This is a genomic window from Advenella mandrilli (genome assembly GCF_016595155.1).
Classification (GTDB): domain Bacteria; phylum Pseudomonadota; class Gammaproteobacteria; order Burkholderiales; family Burkholderiaceae_B; genus Advenella; species Advenella mandrilli.
This window is the reverse complement of the sequence record NZ_JAENGP010000002.1, coordinates 198646-219657: the sequence shown is the minus strand read 5'-3', so window position 1 is coordinate 219657 and position 21012 is coordinate 198646. Positions and strand designations below refer to the sequence as shown.

Genomic DNA, 21012 nt, shown 5'->3' with positions numbered 1-21012 from the left:
CATTCAGGAGGCAGGATATGGCAATTGATATAAGTAAAGTGGAAGAGGCAGGGCTGGAAATCATGAAGCGTGCCGCTATCGATATCCCCGAAGATTACAGCAATGGCATCAAGGCAATGCAGCAAACCGAAACTGGCAAGCTGCCCCGTTTTGTGCTGCATGCCATGGTTGATAACTGGGAGGCGGCTAGCAAGGACCGTCGCCCCATGTGTGCGGATACCGGTGTGCCGCGCTATTACGTAAAAATGGGTAATAACGCCAGTGTGCAATCGGGTTTCATCGGGATTGAACGGGCCTTGCGTAAAGCAACGGCTGATGCCACGGTTGAAATTCCATTGCGGCCCAATCGGGTACATCCCTTGTGGCGTACGGAACATAACAATAATGTGGGTATTAATTCGCCTGAAATTGAATGGTCATTTGAGCCTGATACCGACTGGGTGGAGATCACAACGGTACATAAAGGCGGCCTGTTTGGAACCGACTACCGGATGCTGTTCCCTGGAGACGGCATTGATGGCATCAAGCGTTTTGTGCTGGATGGCCTGATTGCCTTCGGCAAGCGGGGGCTGGCCTGTCAGCCAGCTATTGTGGGCATTGGTATTGGTGGCTCCAAAGACACCTGTATGCAACTGGGAAAACAGGCCGCATGTTTAAGAACCGTGGGTGATCGCAACCCGGATCCTAAAATTGCCGAACTTGAAATGGAACTGAAAAAACTGGGCAATTCCATCGGTATGGGTGCCATGGGCTTTGTGGGTTCGTCCATGGTGGTGGATTGCCATATTGAAGTGGGCTATACCCATACTGGCGGCATGCCGGTCAGCATTCATACTTTCTGCCTTTCCTCTCGACGGGCGACAGCAAGAATTTATGCGGATGGACGTATTGAATACCGTACCGATCCTGAATGGTTTACACCTTATATGAGAAGGGAGACAGTTGAATGGAACCGTTGAACAATCAAGATGAAGAGCTGAAGGTTTTCAGGATCAATCTGCCTGCCACACCGGAAGATATTGCCAGCCTGGAAATAGGTTCGATTGTATATATGAGTGGCGTGGTATATACCGCAAGGGAAGGGGTTTATCAGAAAGTACTGGGTAATGGTGAAGCATTGCCGGTGGATTTGAAGGGTCTGAGTAACGTCAATTTCCACTGCTCACCGGCTGCCGCTGTCACCCCCGAGGGTGAATACAATGTCGGCGCGGTGACCGCTACCGCCAGCTTCCGTTTTTCCAAATGGATGACCAGCTGGCTGGAACTGACGCAAACCAAAATCGTGATTGGCAAAGGCGGTATGCCGCATGATGATTACGCCAATATCATGGTGCCGCAAGGTGCCGTTTACCTGACCACGGTTGGCTATGGCACGGGGGCCTTGCTGGGACGCGGCATTAAACAGGTGCGCGATGTGCATTGGCTGGATGAATTGGGTATTGCACAGGCGATGTGGCTGTTTGAGGTTGAAGATTTCGGGCCTTTTATTGTGGAAAGTGATGTCAATGGCAATTCACTTTTCCATCAGCATGGTGAAGAGGTGAATACTCGCATTGATGCGCTTTACGCAGGTTTGAAACCACCCGCACTGCACCGTTTTGGTGAAACCAGTGACCGTAAGAATGAAGTCATGTAAAAGGAGTAATGATGTCTATTATTGATTTTCGCTTAAGACCACCGTCCGGAGAATTCCTTGATACCTTAATGTATGCTTCGGGCGAGCGACGGGATGGTTTCACCAGAACGGTCGGCTTTGAACCTTCACCCGCCGCACAACAGCAATCCATGGATATGACGATTGCGGAAATGGATGCGGCAGGGGTCGCGCACGGGGTGGTGGTTGGCAGGCTGGCAGGTATGCTGGGCAGTATTTCCAATGACGATGTGAAAGTGCTCATGGATACCTATGGTGAGCGCTTTATTGGTGCCGCCTCCATTGACCCGACTAACCGGATTAACGCATGCCGCAGTATTGATGCCTCCATGGCGGCCGGTTTCAAGCTGATTAATATTGAGCCGGGAGCCTATCCGGTTCCCATGTATGCCGATGACCGGCGCCTTTACCCTATTTATGCCCATTGTGAAGACAGGGGAATTCCCATTATCCTGATGGTGGGTGGCACGGCAGGCCCCGATCTCAGTTATTCCGATCCGATCCGTACCGACCGCATGCTGGCTGATTTTCCGAATCTGAAAGTCGTGCTGGCCCATGGTGGCTGGCCATGGGTGACACAAATCCTGCATATTGCCTTCAGGCGGACCAATGTTTACCTGTCACCGGATATGTATTTTTCACGAATGGCAGGCTGGGAAGAATATATAAAAGCGGCTGACGGTTTTCTGGCAGACCGGATGCTGTATGCCAGCTCTTTTCCATTTTGCCCCATCAAGGGCTATAAAGAATGGTTTGAAACCCTGCCAATACAGGAAGCCAATCGCAAGAAAATCATGAGTGAAAACGCCAGAAAATTGTTGGGTTTGCAGGTGCTTGAGGAAACGGTGCTGGCGTAGTTGATGACCTTATTTTTATCATTGGGTGTTTAATGATGAAAAAATCAACATAATACCCGACTAATTTACTAAACTATTGATGGAAATCAAGGGAAACAAATCCGGATTGTGCAAGAATCATTTAAATCTATGCAAGGATAATGATCTATGAATGAAGTTGCCCAAATCTCCGAAGATGTCCGTAACGCATCTGTTTCCACTGATCCCATCGCGGCCTATGATGAATTAAGGCAACAGTGCCCGGTTATGCACGACCGTCATTTGCACCGGGTCCTGTTCAGGCATGAAGACGTGCTTTCAGTGCTGAAAGATCATAAAACGTTCAGTAATGCGGTGTCCCGTCATGTTTCCGTGCCAAATGGCATGGACCAGCCTGAACATACCGTTTACAGGGCATTAATTGAACCTTATTTCAGTGCCGAACGCATGGCGGCCTTCGAGCCTGTTTGTCGACAGATTGCCGCCAATCTGGTCAAACAGGCCCCCAAAAACCGGGAGTTTGAGTTTATAGAAGATTTTGCCCGGGTGTATGCGGTGCAGGTGCAATGTGCCTTTCTTGGCTGGCCTGAATCCCTGCATGAACCGCTTAATCAATGGGTTCGTAAAAACCACCAGGCTACCCTGGCACAGGACAGGCAGGCCATGTCTGACATAGCGCTTGAGTTTGACGGTTATATCCGGTCCCTGCTAAAGGAAAGGCGTCAGGCCGGTAACCAGGCCCCCAACGATATAACCACCGCTTTAATGCGGGAAACGGTCAATGGCCAGCCAGTTCCCGATGAGGTGATTGTCAGTATCCTGCGTAACTGGACGGTCGGTGAGCTGGGCACTATTGCAGCCTGTGTGGGCATCCTGGTGAAATATCTGGCAGAACGCCTTAAACTGCAGCACCAGATGCGCTATAAACCCAAACTTCTGCCTGCCACTATTGATGAAATCCTTCGTATTCATCCACCGTTGATGGCCAGTCGTCGTGTGGCAAGCAAAGCCGTGACGATAGGCGGGCAAGCAATTGAAGCGGGTGAGCGGCTCACCCTGTTATGGGCCTCTGCCAACCGTGATGAAGCCGTTTTTGGAAACCCCGATGAATTGCGCACGGATCGTGAGCCATCGCAAAACCTGTTATATGGGGCAGGGATTCATATCTGTCCTGGCGCACCTTTGGCAAGACTGGAATTGCGTCTGGTGATGGAAGAACTGCTACGGGATACCAGCCGGTTCTCATTGGGTGAAAACACCTGGCCGGTACATGCTAAATATCCTGCCGGTGGGTTTGATGCCTTACCTGTAAAACTGTTTGTGGAAAACTGCTGCGGCGCCTGCAGTTAAGCAGCGGCTAAAGCGATGTTTAGCGAGATTAAATTTAGCTTAACGCTCCCTTCATTTTATAAAGATATTAAATACCTTTATGTTGCTTTAAAGTAGCTTCAAGGATTGGATTGCCTGTTAAAACGGGCAATTCCGTGAATAGCAAAATAATGAATGGAGATATACGTGGGTAAGTCTGATACCGTTACAAATTTACAGCCAGAAACAAGCACTAAAAAACTATGGGAAGCCGATTCCATCGCGATTATCGGTGCGTCCAATGACCCTTTGCGTATTGGGGGCCGACCCATTTCCTATATGCTTCAGCGTAACTATAAAGGCCGGATTTACCCAGTTAACCCCAAACAGGAAACCATTCAGGGGTTGAAAGCGTATCCCAATGTTGATGCATTGCCAGAAACACCGGATATCGCGATTATTGCCGTGGCCAGTGGCATGGTCAACCAGATGCTGGCCGATTTAGGCAAGCGTGGTACCCGCCTTGCGGTTATTTTGTCAGCCGGTTTTTCCGAAGTGGGCGAAGAAGGCAAGCAGATGCAGGAAGAACTGATTGCCACTGCAAAAAAATATGGTATTCGTGTGTTAGGTCCCAATACATTGGGCCTCTATGATGACCGTCAGGGCCTGTTCTCCACCTTTTCTTCCGCTTTTGAACTGTATTGGCCACAGCCTGGTTCCATTGCCATTGCCAGCCAGTCGGGTGCCTTTGCCCTGCATATTTTCTGCTCGGCACGTAATCGCGGTATTGGTATTCCACTTTGCGTCACAACCGGTAACGAGGCCGATATCAATGTGGCGGAAGCCATGATTGATATGGTGCGGGATCCTGAAATCCAGGTTATTGGCGTGTATCTGGAAGGTCTGTCTGACCCTGAAAAGTTCACTGAAGCACTGAAACTGGCCAAGCAGCACCGTAAACCGGTCGTGGTCATGAAAACAGGCCGCAGTGCGATTGGCCAGGTGGCGGCGCAATCTCATACAGCCTCCATTGCCGGTGATGATCTCGTATTTGATGCGGTTCTGAAGGAATATGCAGCCGTGCGGGCTTATAGCCCCGATGAGTTCCTGGACATTGCCTATATGGCAAGCAAAAAAGTGTATCCGGAACGTGATGCCCTGGGTGTGATTACCGTTAGTGGTGGTGCCGGTATTTTAATCAGTGACGTCGCTGAAGACATGAATCTGCCCATGCCCGAGCTGGAAGAGGGTGCACAGAAGCAGCTGAAAGAAGCACTTTCATTTGCCGCAGTTAAAAACCCGGTGGATTGTACGGCCCAGGTTATTAACCAGCCTGCACTGGCCGACCAGTTCCTGTCCACCATGCTTGAAACCGGGCAATATACCTCTATTTTGGGTTTCTTTGCCCATGCGGCCGGTACTGCGTCCATTGAGGCAAAGCTGCGCCCTGAACTGCGCAAAGCAGTTAGTAAATATCCTGATGCCTTGTTTACTTTATCGCTTATTGCAGAAAAAGATACGATTGCCCGTTATGAGGCAGACGGTTTTGCCGTGTTTGAAGATCCGGTTCGTGCCGTCAGGGCAATCAAGGCCATAGGTACATTGGGCGCTGCCTTCAAGAAACCCGATGCCTTGCTTCCATTTGAAAAGAAAACACTGGATACACTTAAGACAACACCCGATGAGGCGCAGGCAAAACGTTTGCTGGAAGAAGCCGGTTTGCAGGGTGTGCCGGAAGCGGTTGCCAATGATGCCGGCCAGGCTGGCCGGTTGGCAGAACAGTTTGGTTTCCCGGTTGTCATGAAAATCCTGTCACCCGATATCAAGCATAAATCTGAAATTGGCGGCGTTATCCTGAATGTAAACAGTGTGGCCGAGGTACATGAAAATTATGGCTTGCTCTTGCAACGTGCGGCCGATCATGCGCCGTCAGCCAACATTACCGGTGTACTGGTTGCCAAGCAAATCAATAATGCGGTTGAATGTATTATGGGCGTTAAAAATGACCCAAGTTTTGGTCCTGTTGCCATGTTTGGTTTGGGTGGCATTCACGTAGAAGTGTTGAAAGACGTGGTCTTGCATCGTTGCCCATTCAGCCCTGAAACAGCCAAAGAATTGATATTGAATATCAAGAGTGCAGCTATTTTGCAGGGTGTCAGGGGTAAACCGGCCGTTGATATTGATGCACTGGCAGAAAAATTCTCACGCCTGTCCATATTTGCGGCACAAACACAGGATCAGGTTAAATCGGTAGAAGTCAATCCGGTTCTGGCCGTTCCCGGTGAAAAAGGTTGTTATGTTGCCGATGCATTAATTGAAGTTTAAATTGTAAAGGCAAAAAAAAGCCTGCTATATAACAGAAGCAGGCTTTACAGGGAGGAGTTTCCCCTGGGGACGGGGAAAGGGAGACTTCAGAGAGGATAATTCCCCCCCGCAGCTGCAGGGGGGAGGGCGTGTGGTGACAGGCTTAAAACGTCTATACCTGCACCATACTTGGTTGCAGCTTGATGAAGTGCGCTACTGCGCGATTGAGTGCACTTCAGAACTGCAATAGAAGTATATTAATACCTGTCAGGTATTTTGTATAATTTATTTATTGTTATTTTTTAATAGTAAATTTCTATGTGCTCTGTACGCATTCCCAACACTAGCTTTTAGGGCATTTTTTATATTATTAAGAGCATGTAGCTTTGATCAATGGGTTTTTGTCAATCCGGTTCAATTGGAAAAGACATGAAACGGATGATAGACCATTGGCCGTCAGGCTGGCGCTTGAATACATCAAGGCCGGCTTCTTGGCTGACATTTTGCTGTTCGCCTTGTTGTTCGGTAAGTGTCCAGACCAGCCGCACGACCGCCATGCCACCGGAAACCAGGATTTCCTGGATATCCGGCCGGTAATGAAAACTCACATCGGTATTTTCCAGTAAAGCAGACAACCGTGCACACACGGCATCGCGACCGGCATCCGCTGCGCCTTGTACTGTTGAAATGAGATCGGGTGCAAAGAGCGTACAGGCTTCGGCTGCGTCCCGGGTATTGAAGGCAGCAGCCCAGTCATGCAGTCGTGCGGATATCGCTGCCTTGTCTGCTTGCTGGTTGGCTAGTGCGGGCGTGCTGGCAAATGTGGCTGTACCCAGGCTGGCACATAAAACAAGGTATCGAAGCAGGGCTTTTGAGTGCAATGGTTTTATCATAATCAATTGATTTATATATAAAAATAATTACTCTACCGTTTTCTGAAACACTGACTGGTGTGGGACACCCTCTTCAGGCCGGGAGATACCATCTTGTCTGTCACGGTTTATTGAAACGATTCAACGGCTTTAATTAGCACTACTTTCAGAAACTATACCCCGTTTTTTATGCCAGACCCATTTTCTGCAAATAATTGGCAGTGATTTTTACTGCTACTACAGCGATTTCAATGCCTTCCTGGGTCATGCATACGCATGTTTCTCTTTTCTGATACGAAGCATTGAAATTATTTCAAAGCTGCGGGTCTTGTCATCTTTAGAATGTTTATTAAGTAAACAAGAGGTGGCAAGAACATGATTTTAAGAACTATCGCAGAATACGGCGCCAGGGACACTCAGGCCACATTACCTGACAATGTGGTGCAACATGCAAAACGTGCTGTGCTGGATTGGCTGGCAGCCTTATATCCAGGTGCAGCTGTCTCTCCAGGCATAGAATTAATTAAAGCCTGTCAAGATGAACTGGGTGTTGGCCGTGCCAGCGTCATTGGTTATGACACAAGCGCATTTGCGGCAACGGCTGCCTGGATAAATGGCAGTGTGTCACATAGTGTTGAATTTGATGATATTTTTCGGGATGCCGTGTATCACCCTGGCTGCCCCGTTATTTCGGCTGCGTTGGCGGTAGCACAAAGTAAAAATACAACAGGCCTGCAATTGCTGAATGCCATTGTGGTTGGCTATGAAATTTCCACCCGGATTGGTGCGGCCGTTCAACCTTCTCACTATAAATATTTTCATACAACGGGTACGGTGGGCTGCATAGGGGCGGCAGCGGCGGTAGCGGCTTTGTGCGCTCCAGGTAATGCAAACGTTATGCAACATGCCATTGCCACGGCAACAACTTTTGCTTCCGGCCTGCAACAGGCCTTCCGCTCTGATGCCATGACCAAGGCTCTGCATGCGGGACATGCTGCTGCAGTGGGTGTCAGGGCAGGACAGGCGGCCGCTGCGGGTGTGACTGGGGTGGAAGATATCCTTGAGGGCGAAGTTGGCTTTGCCGCCGCACTGTCGGCAGGTGCAAACTGGAAAGTGGCACTGGCAGGCCTGGGGGAGGAATACAACATTACCCGTATAACCCGGAAGAACCATGCCTGTTGCGGCCATACTTTTTCATCCATAGATTCTGCTCTTGCCTTGCTGCACCAGCATGGTTTCAGGATTGCCGATATTGAGCGCATTCAAATAGAAACCTACCAGACAGCGATTGATGTAACCGGTAATTTTGAACCGGGCACCGCTTTTGAAGCCAAGTTCAGTTTGCCTTATGTGGTATCCCATGCCTTGCTATTTGGCTCGGTACGGCTGGATGCCTTTGACGGCCAGAAACTGGCCGATAAATCGCTCAGGAAATTAATGAAAAAAATCAGTCTGTCTCCGGACAGTGACATGACGGCGCAGTTTCCGCTGCACCGCTCTGCTAGGGTAACGATTGTGTTAACGGATGGAAATACATATACCCATTATGCAAAAGACCGGAAAGGTGACCCGGAATTACCGCTGACTGATGAAGAACTGAATAACAAATTTGATGAGTTGGTGATCCCTGTCCTGAATAAAGAAAAAGCGGAAAAATTAAAACAGCAGATCTGGCAGCTGGACAAATTGAATGTCAATGATTTGGTTCTTGCTTAATATTTTTAAGATTAAACAATATGAATATGTTAGATATGAATGAATTTTCTTCCGTTGATAAAAGTGTTTTTAATAAAGCGCTGCTGAACCCTTCTGCAATTGCATTGATTGGTGCTTCAAGCAACCTGAAAAAAAACACGGCCCGCCCACTGCTGTTCATGAAAAAGCATGGGTTTAACGGGGAAATATATCCGGTGAATCCCGGTGCTGACCGTATCCTGGGTGAAAAGGTCTACCCCTCTGTTGCTGATTTGCCGGAAGGGATTGAGCATGCTTTTGTCATGATAGACAGTGCGGGTGTTGAGAGTGTCATAGAACAATGTGCGGCCAGAAAAATCCCTGTAGTGACCATTTATTCGGATGGTTTTGGCGAGGCTGGCCCGCAGGGCATGCAAAAGCAGCAACAGCTGCTTGAAAAAGCAAAGCAGCTGGGCGTGCGCCTGTTAGGCCCTAACAGTATCGGCTCGGCCAATATCCAGACGGGTGCCATCATATCGGTGAATGCTGTTTTTGAAATGGACAATTTGCTGAAAGGCGATATCAGTCTTGTTTCCCAAAGCGGCTCAATGATGGGTTCATTAATGTCCCGGGCCGTCGCACGTGGATTCGGGTTTTCAAAAACCGTTTCAGTGGGTAATGAATGTGATATTTCTACCGGTGAAATTGTGGATGCATTGGTTGATGATGACTCAACCCGGGTGATCTTGTTGTTTCTGGAAACCCTGCGTGATACCGCAACACTGACAAAAGCCCTGAAGCGGGCCAGGCAGGCTGGCAAGCCCGTTATTACCTATAAACTGGGTCGCTCGGAACAGGGAGATGCCCTTTCCCAATCGCATACTGGTGCCATCGCCGGCAATAATGCGGCGATTGATGCCTACTTCCAGGCCAATGGTGTCATTCGCGTCAATTCGCTTGAAACCTTGTTTGAAATAGCCCCGCTGGTTAGTCGCTATGCGCATTTAAGACCCGCCGCTTATGCAGAAACACCCGTCAGGGTTGCGGTTATTACCACAACGGGTGGCGGTGCCGCTACCGTGGTTGATAACCTGGGTTTGGCCGGGATAGAAGCGGTAGCACCCACAACGGAGTTTATCGGGCAGATGGCTGCCCGGGGTCTGAATATCCGGCAAACACCCGTGATTGACCTGACTTTGGCCGCCACCAGTGATCAATACCGGGATTTGCTGAATGAGCTTGTCAAAACAGACTGGTGTGATGCCGTCTTGAGCGTGGTGGGATCTTCTGCACAGTTTCATCCGCAACTGGCTATCAAGCCGATTCTGGAAACCTTTGAGTCAGGCAATGCCAATAACAAACCATTGGTGGTCTTTTTGTCACCAGATGCCCCGGAATCCCTGAAATTACTGCAGGCAGCCAATATTGGCGCTTTCCGGACCCCTGAAGGTTGTGCGGATGCGTTAGCTGCTTTCTTCAGGCCGGTTATACAGGATACCGAACCGGCTGCAACAGAGGAATTTGTACTGGGTGAAGATTACCCTCAGACCGGGAATTTCAATGAAGCGGAAGCCAATCGCCTGTTTGCCCACTTGGGTATTCCCCAGGCGGCCAGCCAGCTGGTTTCAACTACAGATCTGGCACATCAGGTTCCCTATCCGCTTGTGCTGAAAGTGGTTTCAAGAGACATCCTGCATAAAACGGATGTAGGTGGTGTCAGTATCAATATCCAGAATGATCAACACTTGCAGGAAGCCGCGCAAAGCATGCTGGCTAAAGTTGAAAAGAATGCACCTGCTGCGCTTATTGAGGGATTGTATATCCAGCAGATGGAAGGCCGTCTGATAGAGCTGATGCTGGGCTACCGGCATGATCCGCTGGTGGGGCCAACAGTCATTCTGAGTACTGGTGGCATTACGGCAGAACTGAACCCGGATTTTTCCATCAGGACTGCCCCGGTATCGCTTACAGAAGCACGGCAAATGATTAATGAAGTGCAGTACACCAAACTGATTCGGGGTTACCGGAACTTGCCAGAGGGCGATTGCGAAGGCCTGGCCCAGGCGATTGTGAACTTTTCAAAACTGGCCCTGATACGAAAGCAGCCGGTTGCCGAGGCCGAAATTAACCCCTTGTTCATTCAGAAAGACAAAGTGATTGCGGTGGACGGGGTTATCCGCCTTAAAGATTAATAAAGATATCAATAATTTTGCATTGGAGTAATAGAGATGGATTTTCAATTAAGCGCAGAACAGAAAGATTTTGAATCAGCAGTTTATAAATTTGCCGACAAGGAATTACGCAATGGTGCCGTGGAACGTGCCCACTCCCTGGATTATCCATGGGATATTGCCAAACAGATGGCACAACAGGGTCTGCTGGGCATTACCATTCCTGAAAAAGACGGGGGGATTGGGGGTTCCCTGATGGATGCCGTGATTGCCATTCAAACGGTAGCTTCAGTATGTCCACGCAGTGCCGATGTTGTACAGGCGGGTAATTTCGGGGCGATTCGCGTATTGGGTGAATATGGTTCTGATTTTCAGAAAGAGAAATACCTGAAACCTTTGCTGGCGGGTGAAGCCCTGATATCTGTTGGTATGACAGAGCCCGATGCCGGCTCTGCCGTGACGGAACTGAAAACCTCTGCCACCAAAGATGGTAACGGCTGGCGTATCAATGGTTCCAAGATTTTCACAACCCATGGCCCCCATGCGGACTTTATTCTTGCCTATGTCCGTTTTGGCCCTGGTACTGGCGGTATCGGTTCGGTCATGATTGAAACCAAGGCTGAGGGCGTGCATCTGGGCAAACGTTCGGCGTTCATGTCTGATGAAGAATGGGTGGAAATCCTGTTTGACAATGTGTATGTCCCGGATGAGCAAGTAGTTCTGGGGGAAGGCGGCTTCAAGAAGCAGATTGCCGGCTTTAATGTGGAGCGAATTGGCAATACCTCACGTTCTGTGGCTTTGGGCCGTTATGCCTTTGAAGAAGCCAAGGGCTGGGCCTTGCAGCGCAAGCAATTTGGCAAATTATTGTGTGAATTCCAGGGTATCCAGTGGAAATTCGCTGATATGAAAATCAAGCTGGATGCCGCGCAGTTATTGCTTTACAAGGCTGCCATCAGTGCCGATACCGGTTTCCCTTCACCCACTGAAACGGCCATTGCCAAAGCTTATTGCAACCAGATCGGTTTTGAAGTGGCCAATGAGGCGCTGCAGGTAATGGGCGGTATGGGTTATAGCAAGGAGTCTTTGGTGGAATATTGCGTTCGCCGTTGCCGGGGCTGGATGATTGCAGGCGGCTCGATTGAAATCCTGAAAAACCGGATTGCGGAAGGGGTGTTTGAGCGTACTTTTTCTCAGCGCGCCTAACTTGAAATTAAAAGGAGACATACATAATGAAATTTAATAAATTATTTGCTATTTCGCTTTGTCTTACAGGCAGTGCATTATCTTATCAGGCTCATGCTCAGGCAAAGTCTGATAACTGGCCCGAACAAACGGTAAAAACCATTGTGGCTTTTTCTCCTGGTGGTACGACAGATATTATTGCCAGGGAGGTAGGCAATGAATTGGGCCAACTCTGGCAACAAAGTGTTGTAGTTGAAAATAAACCCGGTGCGGGCGGTAATATCGGTATTCAATCACTAATTAACGAGAAGGCAGACGGTTATAGCATTTTGATGAGTTCCAATGGTCCGATTACAATGAATCCCCATCTGTACCGGAAAAAGAACTTTGATACCCTGAAGGATATACGCCCCATTATTATGGTGGCCAATGTGCCGAATGTGCTGGTTGTTTCCTCTGATTTGGGTATTAATTCGGTTGAGCAATTGAGCAAGCTGATAGAAGAAAATCCAGGCAAATACAATTGTGCTTCAACCGGTGTCGGAACAGCTGCCCATCTATCATGTGAGTTAATGTCCAAAACCAAAAATCTGGATATTACCCATGTACCTTATAAAGGGGCCGATGCACTTAATGATGTGATTGCCGGTCGTGTGCATTTTATTTTTGCCACGCTTCCGTCTGTCATGGGCCAAATTAAAGTGGGTAAATTGCTGCCCCTGGCAGTCTCAACAGACAAGCGTTCCCCCGCTTTAGCGGATGTTCCTACTATGCAGGAAGCCGGGTTTAAAGACTTCTCATTAGGGGCCTGGTTTGGCTATTTTGCACCTGCAAATACCCCTGATGCGGTTGTTAATAAAATGAATCAGGATATCGAGAAGGTTATCCATACGGCACGGCTGGAGCAAAAACTGTTAAATGAGGGGGCTGAGCCCGCAGGTGGGTCGGCCAGTCAATTTGCCGAGTTTATTCAGGCTGAATATGATAAATGGGGGGAATTTATTAAAGAGTTGAATATTTCTTTGTAGGTTGTCATGTGCAACCGTGGCTGCCAGTGAGATATTACAGGCAGCCACGGTTATTTGGTGGGATGATCAACGCAGTAAAATATTCAGTAAATTCTGGATATGTATTTTTTGGTTAGAAAAATTATTAACACACAAATAAAACTGCCGCTCTGCCCAATCATCAAGTAAATGAATGCATTGCAAACCCATTTTCTGTAAATAATTGGCCGCGATTTTTTCCGGTACCACGCCTATCCCAATGCCTTCCTGGATCATGCGGCAACGGGCTTCGAAGTTGGATACCTGTAGTTTCACATTGGCATGTGGTACAGCAATGTTCCTGCCGGAGTAGGCTCAACCCCCCGGCCATGACGAAGAAACAAAGGTTTCTTCAGGTATTCTTCCAGTTCGGTAATGCGTTTACTGACCGAAGACGTCACCAGATTTTCTCTTTCGGCAGCTCGAGACAGGCTTCTTTCTTCTACGGCGGCAATAAAGATTTCCAGGGTGGATACATCCAGTTTTTTCATTGATTATTACCTATATTCAGTTCCTGTCTGAATCATATCATGTGACGTTTCATGTACACCTGGCTCCCACGCAGGAGCATGGGAGCCAGGTCTGGTGACGCACTGAAGGTTTACCTCATTCCCATGCTCTGAACTGATCCCAAAAAGTATCTCATTTCTTGATCTTGCGAAGAATAGATTTAACCAGCAACTATCAGGCGATCTTTAACGCTTTCAGGATATCAAGGCGCTTTGTCATAAATTCATTGGCCTGGGCATTCAGTTCGGCGATGTTGGCTTCGGCGGTTTCCAGTGTTTTCCCATCTTTAATCAGGCGCTGGCCTTGCATGGCTAACAGATCCCAGACAAACTTGGCCTGTTCCTGCGGTTGTTTATGATTTTGCTGCAGGGCCAGCAAGAACAGCTGTTGAAAGCGAGATACGCTAATGCCGCCGCCCGTTACCGGGCTGGCCAGGTAATTTAATTCGTTGCTGCCGCGCGCTTTGGTCATCAGGTAGTTATTCAGGCGCTTGGTACGTTCGTGAGCCATGTTTGTGGTTGCGTCATCCTGGACGGCCATCAGGGCGCCGTTACTGCTAAGGACCATCACCGCTTGTATGATTTGTGCGAAGTTAATGCCGCTTGACTTCAGGGCATCTTCCAGCTGGCCCAGTGATTTGTGTTGGTGGTCTGCCAGCTGATCCAGAATGGGGTTATATACGGCTTCTTGCAGTGTGGCCTCACCCAGGTTGCTGTTAATTTTGAGGCTGACATCACTTCTTGGCAGGACCAGGATAACGCGTTGCGAACGCAATACCTCTGTTTGCTCTAATGAGCTTAGGCGGCGGGCTCCCTTGACCCAGTAGTCTTTTCGGAACTGCTGGTTGACGCAAAAATCACGCGTGGTTTGGCGAAACATGGGGTCGGGAATACTGGCCATTAGTGCTTGTTGCTCGGCGGTCAGGTTTACTGCATCAATAGCATCCAGGTAGTTGGCTGAACAGGCCCATTGCAGTTTTGCCGGTTCCAGCCATTGCGCCATTTTGGCAAAGGCCATTGGCTCCCAGTCACGGTTGAAATATTCGTGAGCGACATAATTGCGGTCCTGTCCCTTAATTCTTTTTATGCGCTCGGCTATTTGCGGATTGGCGCGTGCATAGGATGGGTTGGCTGCCAGTAGTTGCTCGGCAAAAGCCAGGGCGCTATCAATACGGCTGATAATACCAGCACCGTCGGCGCCCAGTACCTCGGCGTGCTCGGTGAGCAGATCTCGCATGGGCACCATGGCGGCCCAGCCGGGTTGCGTGTTGTAGCTGATATAAAGTACACCACCTACTTTTAGCTTACGGCGTACAAAATCAACAATTATGTTACGGTTTTCATCGCTAATCCAGCTCCAGATCCCGTGAAGACCAATGTAATCAAACTCTGGCAAGTCGGATCGATTGCAAAACTGGTTAAAGGATTCATCAAAAAGCTGTGCATTTGACTTGGCGACGCAGGCCAATTCCTGGGCAAAACTGGCTTGTGCCGGGTTGAAGTCGGTACCTGCCCACTGCACGACGCTGGCCGATGCATGCAGATTTGTGCTCATGCCCTGACCAAAGCCAAGTTCGCAAGCAGTACCCACCTCTGGAGGAACCAGGCCCGCGTTTAAAAATGCCAAACGCACACGCAGTGGGTTGAGTTCGGTGTAATAGCCATAGGTATAGCCGATGTCGGCAACATAACCAGCAGTCCAGTCAGACATGAACAAGCGCCTCTCTAATGTAATTATTGGTAATAGGGATTTCATTTTTACATACTTTCCAACTGACTGAAAGCATTAAAATGACAACTATTTTTAAGATAGATATTCGTTTGGAAAAATCCATAAAAAAACCGCATCCGAAGATGCGGTTTTCTGTTTTCCGGTTTGCCTGGAAAATGCCAAACCGGAAATTAGCTGCACTGCTTATTACTTGTGCGTCAGAATGGCTTCATTGGCCGCTTTGTTCATATTGCGGGTAATGTACCATTGCTGGGCAATAGACAGGATGTTGTTCACAACCCAGTAAAGTACCAGACCGGCAGGGAACATGAACATCATGGCACCGAATACCAAAGGCATCAGCATCATGATTCGTGCTTGCATTGGATCAGGTGGCGTCGGGTTCAGCTTGATCTGCAAGAACATGGTAGCCATCATGATAGCGGGCAAAATGAAGTACGGGTCACGTACCGACAAGTCGGTAATCCAGCCAATCCAGCCTGCGCCACGCATTTCTACACTGGATAGCAAGACACGGTACAGGGTAAGGAATACCGGAATTTGCAGCAGGATAGGGAAACAGCCGCCCAATGGGTTGATTTTCTCGGTACGGTACATTTCCATCATGGCTGTGTTCAGCTTCTGGCGGTCATCACCGTATTTTTCCTTCAGGGCCTGCATACGCGGAGCCACATTTTTCATTTTGGCCATAGAGCGATAGCTGGAGGCCGACAATGGGTAAAGGACTAATTTGATAATGACGGTGAGCAGAACGATCGTCCAGCCCCAGTTGCCAACCAGGGAATACAGCCAGGTCATGAACGTGAACATGGGTTTGGCAAGAATGGTTAACCAACCATAGTCAACCACCAGGTCCAGGGTGGGCGCAATGGCCGCCAGCGCTTGTTGGTCTTGCGGACCTACCCACAAGGTAGATTGGGACACAACCGTGCTGTTTGGCGCGATGCTACCCAACGGTTCTACCGAACTGATGGCATACAGGGAATTGGAAACCTTGCGCATGTCGATAAAACGTTCTTTGCCTTCCTGGGGAACCCAGGCGGTGACAAAGAAGTGTTGAATGACACTGATCCAGCCATCGTCTGCAGATTTGATGTAATCGGCATTTTTCTTGTCAATCTCAGAAAAAGAAACTTTCTGGAAACGTTCTTCGTCAGAATAAACCGCCATGCCTGTAAAGGTAGGATAGAAGCTGGAGCTGCCGGCCGGATCCTGGCCATCACGGGCAATTTGCAGGTACAGGGAAGGCGACTGTGGCTCGGCACTGGTGTTGGTGACCTCGTCCTTGACATCGATCCGGTAAGAATCATGATGGAACGTATAAGTACGCGTAACTTTGATGCCGTCAGACTCAGACTCAAACACCACCGGCAAGGTATCACCGGTCATGGTGGTTTCGGTAGAAACCATTCTGAAGGCGGTATTCTGGTCGGGGTAACGCTTGTTGCTTCCTTGTGGCGCGACCAGGCCGCTTTGCACAATATATTCTGCTGCTGCAGTGTTATCCAGCAGTACGATTGGCTGCCCACTGTTTTCAGAGGAAGGATACTTTAACAATTCAGCATACACAATCTGGGCGCCAATGGAATCAAAATTCAATTTGAAGACATCGGTGTTGATGGTGATTTTTTCTGAAGCAACGGCGGGGGCTGTTGTTGACGGAGTGGTAGCAGTACCGGCAGGCGAGGCTGCATTCGGAACGCCAGGAGTGCCAGAGGCAGGATGAGTGTTAGTTTCGGATTGGGGTGCCTGGCCAAACAGGGATGGCTGACCATTATAGGTTTGCCAGTTGTTCCAGATGGCGAACACCGAAAATACAAAAATCATCCAAAGGATGGTGCGTCTAATATCCATTTAACCTGATCATTATTAAGCGGTTAGTAAAGCTCGTCAGTTTACCCCAGCTAGGGGTATAACACCTGAATTTAAAACAAATCTTTGGGAAAAAGACTCTTGTCAGGCGATGAGCGGCCAGAAATAGGGGGAACAGGATCATGACCACCTTTGCACCACGGATTACAGCGACAGATCCGGTGTGTACCCAAATACAGCCCTTTGGCGGCACCGTGGGTTTCAATGGCTTCTATCATGTATTCAGAGCAGGTGGGCGTGAAACGGCAGGAACGTCCGATCCAGGGACTTAGGAAATATCGGTAGAACCGAATGGGTGCTATGAGTATTTTCTTGATCATGCCGATTTTGCCTTGGCAAAATGATTGTCGATTTCTTTCCGGACAGTTATCTTGAGTTCGGTAAGGGAACAGGGTGTTACCTTACCATGCAGGCGAATAACATAATCGCAGGCAGGTAAATGGTGGCGGTGATGCCTGAAAGACTCCCGTGCAACCCGTTTGATGGCGTTGCGTGTGGTGGCTTTGTGAGCAAACCGTTTGGCGATAACAAGTCCCAATCGGGCGATTGGTTCGGGAAGAGGGGGAACAGTATTGGCTTTGCTAAGCGCAAACAAAGCCCCTCGAGATACACGTTTGCCTTTTAGGGCATTGGTGAACTCTAAGGGGCGGTGCAGTCGCGCCGCTTTAGGATAGGTGGCGCTTGGCATGCTTATGAACCGGGACGAGCAGATGATAAACTCATGTGTTTACCGGGTAAACACATGTTCTGTTCAACCTGATTTTTAAATTGTAATCAGCTGGGATTAAACAGCTAAACGCTTACGGCCTTTTGCACGACGTGCATTGATAACTGCGCGACCGCCGCGGGTTTTCATGCGAACGCGAAAGCCGTGCGTGCGTTTACGGCGTGTGACTGATGGTTGGTATGTACGTTTCATGGAAATTCCAAATATAAAGAGCTAAGAGCTTGTTCAGGACCCTTTTTAGTATTTGAAACTATCAAATATACCCAAAAATGACCCAAACTGTGTAAATAATTTTGTAAAGCCTTTTATTTCATCAAATAATTAGTGATTAGTCAATGGTTTAGGCTGAATTTCCGTAATTAGAACACAAAATCTGTTCTTTTTTGGAAAAGAAAGTACTTTGTGGAAAATTTCCCATTAATTATTCAAGTTGTGGATAACTTTTTGCTTGTCAGGGTAAAATAGAATGTTTTTATCGTAGATCGTATATGAAAGAGTTTTGGCAATCCTGTGTCCAGGCATTGGCGCAGGAACTTCCTCCCGAGCAAATGAAAGCGTGGGTGCTTCCGCTGGCTCCTCTTGGTTTTGATGAAGAACTGGGAGAGCTGCGCATTTCTGCGCCTACGCCAATCAAGCAGAACTGGGCCAAAACCAATTACACACAGCGTATTCAGGAACTGGCATCCCAGTGGTTCAACCGTCCCGATGTCAAGGTCATGTTTCAGCTGGTGCGCGCCAATCCGGTGTCGCCAGTCATGCCAGGAACAACCTCAGCACCGTCGCCTGCCATGCCTGTGCCTGCGGCATCTGTTACGGGTGTCCAGTCGTTTGGCGCCACCCCTGAAGTCATCATAGAGTCAGCTTCACCCAATATGCCGGCCGCTTCGGCGTTTGGCAATACCGAATCCGAAGATTTCATTTACAAGCGTTCGCATATCAACCCCAACCTGACTTTCGAAAGTCTGGTGGTAGGCCGCTCAAACCAGCTGGCCAATGCCGCTTCGGCACAAATTGTCGACAAACCCGGTGTATCAGCCTACAACCCGTTCTTTATTTACGGCAGCACGGGTCTGGGTAAAACCCACCTCATGCACGCCATTGGCAATGCCCTGATCAAGGCCGGCAAGGTCAATCGGGTGCGTTATATCCATGCCGACCAATATTACTCGGATCTGGTCAAGTCATTTCGCACCAGTACCTTTGATGAATTCAAGCGTTATTACCATTCGCTCGACCTGCTGCTGATTGACGATATCCAGTTTTTCCGCAAGAAAGACCGTACCCAAGAGGAATTCTTCTACCTGTACGAAACCATGGTGGCCCAAAACAAGCAAATCATTATCACGTCCGATACCTATCCGCGTGAGTTGCAGGATATCAGCAACCGGCTGACATCCCGTTTTGACTCTGGTTTGACCGTACATATAGAACCGCCCGAGCTGGAAATGCGGGTGGCCATTTTACTTCGCAAGGCCGAAGAAAAACCGGGCATTATCCTGAAAGAAGAAGCTGCGTTTTTTATTGCCAAGCATTTGCGCAGCAACGTTCGTGAACTTGAAGGGGCGCTTAGTAAGGTGTCTGCCTACGCAGGGTTTCATGGGCTTAAAACCTTTACGGTTGAAGTTTGTAAAGAAGCGCTTAAAGATCTTCTTTCCGTTTCCAATGGTCAGATCACGGTTGAAAATATCCAGAAAACCGTGGCGGATTTCTATAAAATCAAGGTTCAGGAAATGTATTCAAAACGGCGTCCCGCCAATATCGCGATGCCAAGGCAGATTGCCATGTATCTGGCCAAAGAGCTAACCCAAAAAAGCCTGCCCGAAATTGGCGATCTGTTTGGTGGACGGGACCATACAACCGTTCTGCATGCAGTACGAAAAATAACCGAAGCACGTGTGAAAAATGCAGAGTTGAATCATCAATTACACGTGTTAGAACAAACCTTAAAAGGATAATCATGCAATTGCTACAAGCTACCCGAGATGCTGTACTAAAGCCGCTGTCAACAGTGGCCGGTATTGTTGAACGCAGGCATACCATGCCTATTCTGGCAAATATCCTGTTGCGCAAAGAAGGTAACCGTGTTGCATTTATTGCAACCGACCTTGAAGTCCAGATTACCACTCATGCCGACTTTGGCGTTGGTGATGATGTGGAATCCACGACGGTTGCCGCACGTAAATTGCTGGATATCTTGCGGGCCCTGCCCAGCACCGGAGAGGTCAAGCTGGGTTTGAACGATGGAAAAATGTCGGTCAATGCCGGCAAAAGCCGCTTTGCCCTGCAAACACTGGACGGTGCCGAATACCCAACGGTTGCCCAGCCCGAAAGCTGGCATTTAAGCCTGACCATGCCACAAAGAACGTTGCGCAAGCTGTTTAATATGGTGCACTTTGCCATGGCCCAGCAAGACATACGATATTATTTAAATGGCATGTTAATGGTGTTTGAGGAAGGCATGGTTCGCACCGTTGCCACCGATGGCCACCGTTTGGCCCATACTGCCGAAACGGTTGAAGGCATTAATGAGCGTCATGAAGTGATTGTGCCACGAAAAACCGTGCTTGAAATGCAGCGCCTGCTGGATGAAAGTGATGAACCTGTCATCATAGATCTTGCTGCCGGTCAGATCCGTTTTACGTTTGGTGATGTTGAGCTTATTTCCAAACTGGTGGAAGGCAAATTCCCCGATTTTAAACGGGTCATTCCAACCGACTATACCCGCAGTTTCAATATCAATCGTGAAGCCTTGCAAAGCAGCTTGCAGCGCGCTGCCATCTTAACGACTGACAAGCTCAAGGGAGTCAAACTACGCCTTGAAAACAATTTGCTGCAAATTTCCTCGTCTAATGCCGAGCAGGAAGAGGCGCGGGAAGAAATTGAAGTTAATTATGAATTTGAACCCATTGATGTCGGTTTCAACGTGAGCTATTTGCTGGATGTCCTGGCGATGGCCAAAACCGAAGAAATCACCTGGTCTGTCAAGCCGGATGGCAATGCATCCGCACTTATCAGCCTGCCCGAGGAAACCGAGTTCAAATACGTTGTGATGCCAATGCGTATTTAATCAAGCTGTCACTGAAGTTCCGGCCTTGCCATGGCCGGATATATTCCTGTTCCCCGCA

At 48.8% G+C, this 21012-nt stretch carries 19 protein-coding genes; 11 read left to right on the top strand and 8 right to left on the bottom strand.

Translation table 11 applies throughout. The features are described 5' to 3' along the window. Positions 1 to 17 precede the first annotated feature (17 nt). The 5 genes from JHL22_RS02625 to JHL22_RS02605 all read left to right on the top strand — a co-directional run bounded on the left by JHL22_RS02625 (position 18) and on the right by JHL22_RS02605 (position 6123). Positions 18 to 959, top strand: a complete 942-nt coding sequence (locus tag JHL22_RS02625; RefSeq protein WP_200233503.1) for a fumarate hydratase — start codon at positions 18 to 20, stop codon at positions 957 to 959. After that, positions 947 to 1636 carry a fumarate hydratase C-terminal domain-containing protein gene (locus JHL22_RS02620; RefSeq protein ID WP_200233501.1) on the top strand — a complete coding sequence of 230 codons (690 nt, stop codon included), beginning with the start codon at positions 947 to 949 and terminating at the stop codon, positions 1634 to 1636. The genes JHL22_RS02625 and JHL22_RS02620 overlap by 13 nt, the downstream gene beginning before the upstream one ends. Before the next feature lie 11 nt (positions 1637 to 1647). After that, complete coding sequence (locus JHL22_RS02615) at positions 1648 to 2511, top strand: amidohydrolase family protein (protein WP_200233499.1); 864 nt, start codon at positions 1648 to 1650, stop codon at positions 2509 to 2511. A gap of 147 nt (positions 2512 to 2658) precedes the next feature. Next, positions 2659 to 3840, top strand: coding sequence for a cytochrome P450 (locus JHL22_RS02610; RefSeq protein ID WP_200233497.1), 1182 nt, complete (start codon positions 2659 to 2661; stop codon positions 3838 to 3840). Between the two features lie 165 nt (positions 3841 to 4005). After that, positions 4006 to 6123 carry an acetate--CoA ligase family protein gene (locus JHL22_RS02605; protein WP_329610619.1) on the top strand — a complete coding sequence of 706 codons (2118 nt, stop codon included), beginning with the start codon at positions 4006 to 4008 and terminating at the stop codon, positions 6121 to 6123. 383 nt (positions 6124 to 6506) lie between these two features. Here the strand turns inward: JHL22_RS02605 and JHL22_RS02600 are convergent, their stop codons facing one another. Further along, a complete protein-coding gene (locus tag JHL22_RS02600; protein ID WP_200233493.1) occupies positions 6507 to 6995 on the bottom strand; it encodes a YybH family protein in 489 nt (162 codons plus the stop codon). A 354-nt stretch (positions 6996 to 7349) separates the two neighbouring features. Between JHL22_RS02600 and JHL22_RS02595 the strand changes: the two genes are divergently transcribed. Genes JHL22_RS02595 through JHL22_RS02580 form a run of 4 tightly spaced genes read left to right on the top strand, consistent with a single transcriptional unit; the run spans position 7350 to position 13029 of the window. Further along, a complete protein-coding gene (locus tag JHL22_RS02595; RefSeq protein WP_200233491.1) occupies positions 7350 to 8690 on the top strand; it encodes an MmgE/PrpD family protein in 1341 nt (446 codons plus the stop codon). Positions 8691 to 8710: 20 nt separating this feature from the next. Beyond that, positions 8711 to 10840, top strand: coding sequence for an acetate--CoA ligase family protein (locus JHL22_RS02590; protein WP_234041065.1), 2130 nt, complete (start codon positions 8711 to 8713; stop codon positions 10838 to 10840). 36 nt (positions 10841 to 10876) lie between these two features. Beyond that, positions 10877 to 12022, top strand: coding sequence for an acyl-CoA dehydrogenase family protein (locus JHL22_RS02585; RefSeq protein WP_200233489.1), 1146 nt, complete (start codon positions 10877 to 10879; stop codon positions 12020 to 12022). A gap of 26 nt (positions 12023 to 12048) precedes the next feature. Then, positions 12049 to 13029: a Bug family tripartite tricarboxylate transporter substrate binding protein gene (locus tag JHL22_RS02580; RefSeq protein ID WP_200233488.1), complete on the top strand. Its 981-nt coding sequence runs from the start codon at positions 12049 to 12051 to the stop codon at positions 13027 to 13029. 66 nt (positions 13030 to 13095) lie between these two features. Here JHL22_RS02580 and JHL22_RS15905 read toward each other — a convergent pair whose 3' ends face one another. The 7 genes from JHL22_RS15905 to rpmH form a co-directional block, all read right to left on the bottom strand. Next, a complete protein-coding gene (locus tag JHL22_RS15905) occupies positions 13096 to 13323 on the bottom strand; it encodes a LysR substrate-binding domain-containing protein (protein ID WP_329610618.1) in 228 nt (75 codons plus the stop codon). After that, positions 13320 to 13538, bottom strand: a complete 219-nt coding sequence (locus JHL22_RS15900; RefSeq protein WP_234041064.1) for a LysR family transcriptional regulator — start codon at positions 13536 to 13538, stop codon at positions 13320 to 13322. Before JHL22_RS15900 ends, JHL22_RS15905 begins: the two co-directional genes overlap by 4 nt. Positions 13539 to 13731: 193 nt before the next feature. Continuing rightward, positions 13732 to 15267 (bottom strand): class I SAM-dependent methyltransferase, encoded by a 1536-nt coding sequence (locus JHL22_RS02570; protein ID WP_200233486.1) that lies wholly within the window; start codon positions 15265 to 15267, stop codon positions 13732 to 13734. A gap of 207 nt (positions 15268 to 15474) precedes the next feature. Next, positions 15475 to 17142 carry a membrane protein insertase YidC gene (gene yidC, locus JHL22_RS02565; RefSeq protein ID WP_200233484.1) on the bottom strand — a complete coding sequence of 556 codons (1668 nt, stop codon included), beginning with the start codon at positions 17140 to 17142 and terminating at the stop codon, positions 15475 to 15477. A 71-nt stretch (positions 17143 to 17213) separates the two neighbouring features. Next, complete coding sequence (yidD, locus tag JHL22_RS02560) at positions 17214 to 17480, bottom strand: membrane protein insertion efficiency factor YidD (RefSeq protein ID WP_200233483.1); 267 nt, start codon at positions 17478 to 17480, stop codon at positions 17214 to 17216. Continuing rightward, positions 17477 to 17848 carry a ribonuclease P protein component gene (rnpA, locus tag JHL22_RS02555; RefSeq protein WP_200233481.1) on the bottom strand — a complete coding sequence of 124 codons (372 nt, stop codon included), beginning with the start codon at positions 17846 to 17848 and terminating at the stop codon, positions 17477 to 17479. The genes yidD and rnpA overlap by 4 nt, the downstream gene beginning before the upstream one ends. Before the next feature lie 96 nt (positions 17849 to 17944). Beyond that, positions 17945 to 18079 carry a 50S ribosomal protein L34 gene (gene rpmH, locus JHL22_RS02550; RefSeq protein WP_006578231.1) on the bottom strand — a complete coding sequence of 45 codons (135 nt, stop codon included), beginning with the start codon at positions 18077 to 18079 and terminating at the stop codon, positions 17945 to 17947. Between the two features lie 296 nt (positions 18080 to 18375). On the opposite strand from rpmH, the gene dnaA reads away from it, so the two are divergent. Beyond that, positions 18376 to 19842: a chromosomal replication initiator protein DnaA gene (gene dnaA, locus JHL22_RS02545; RefSeq protein WP_200233479.1), complete on the top strand. Its 1467-nt coding sequence runs from the start codon at positions 18376 to 18378 to the stop codon at positions 19840 to 19842. 2 nt (positions 19843 to 19844) lie between these two features. Then, positions 19845 to 20954 (top strand): DNA polymerase III subunit beta, encoded by a 1110-nt coding sequence (gene dnaN / locus JHL22_RS02540; RefSeq protein WP_200233478.1) that lies wholly within the window; start codon positions 19845 to 19847, stop codon positions 20952 to 20954. Positions 20955 to 21012 lie beyond the last annotated feature (58 nt).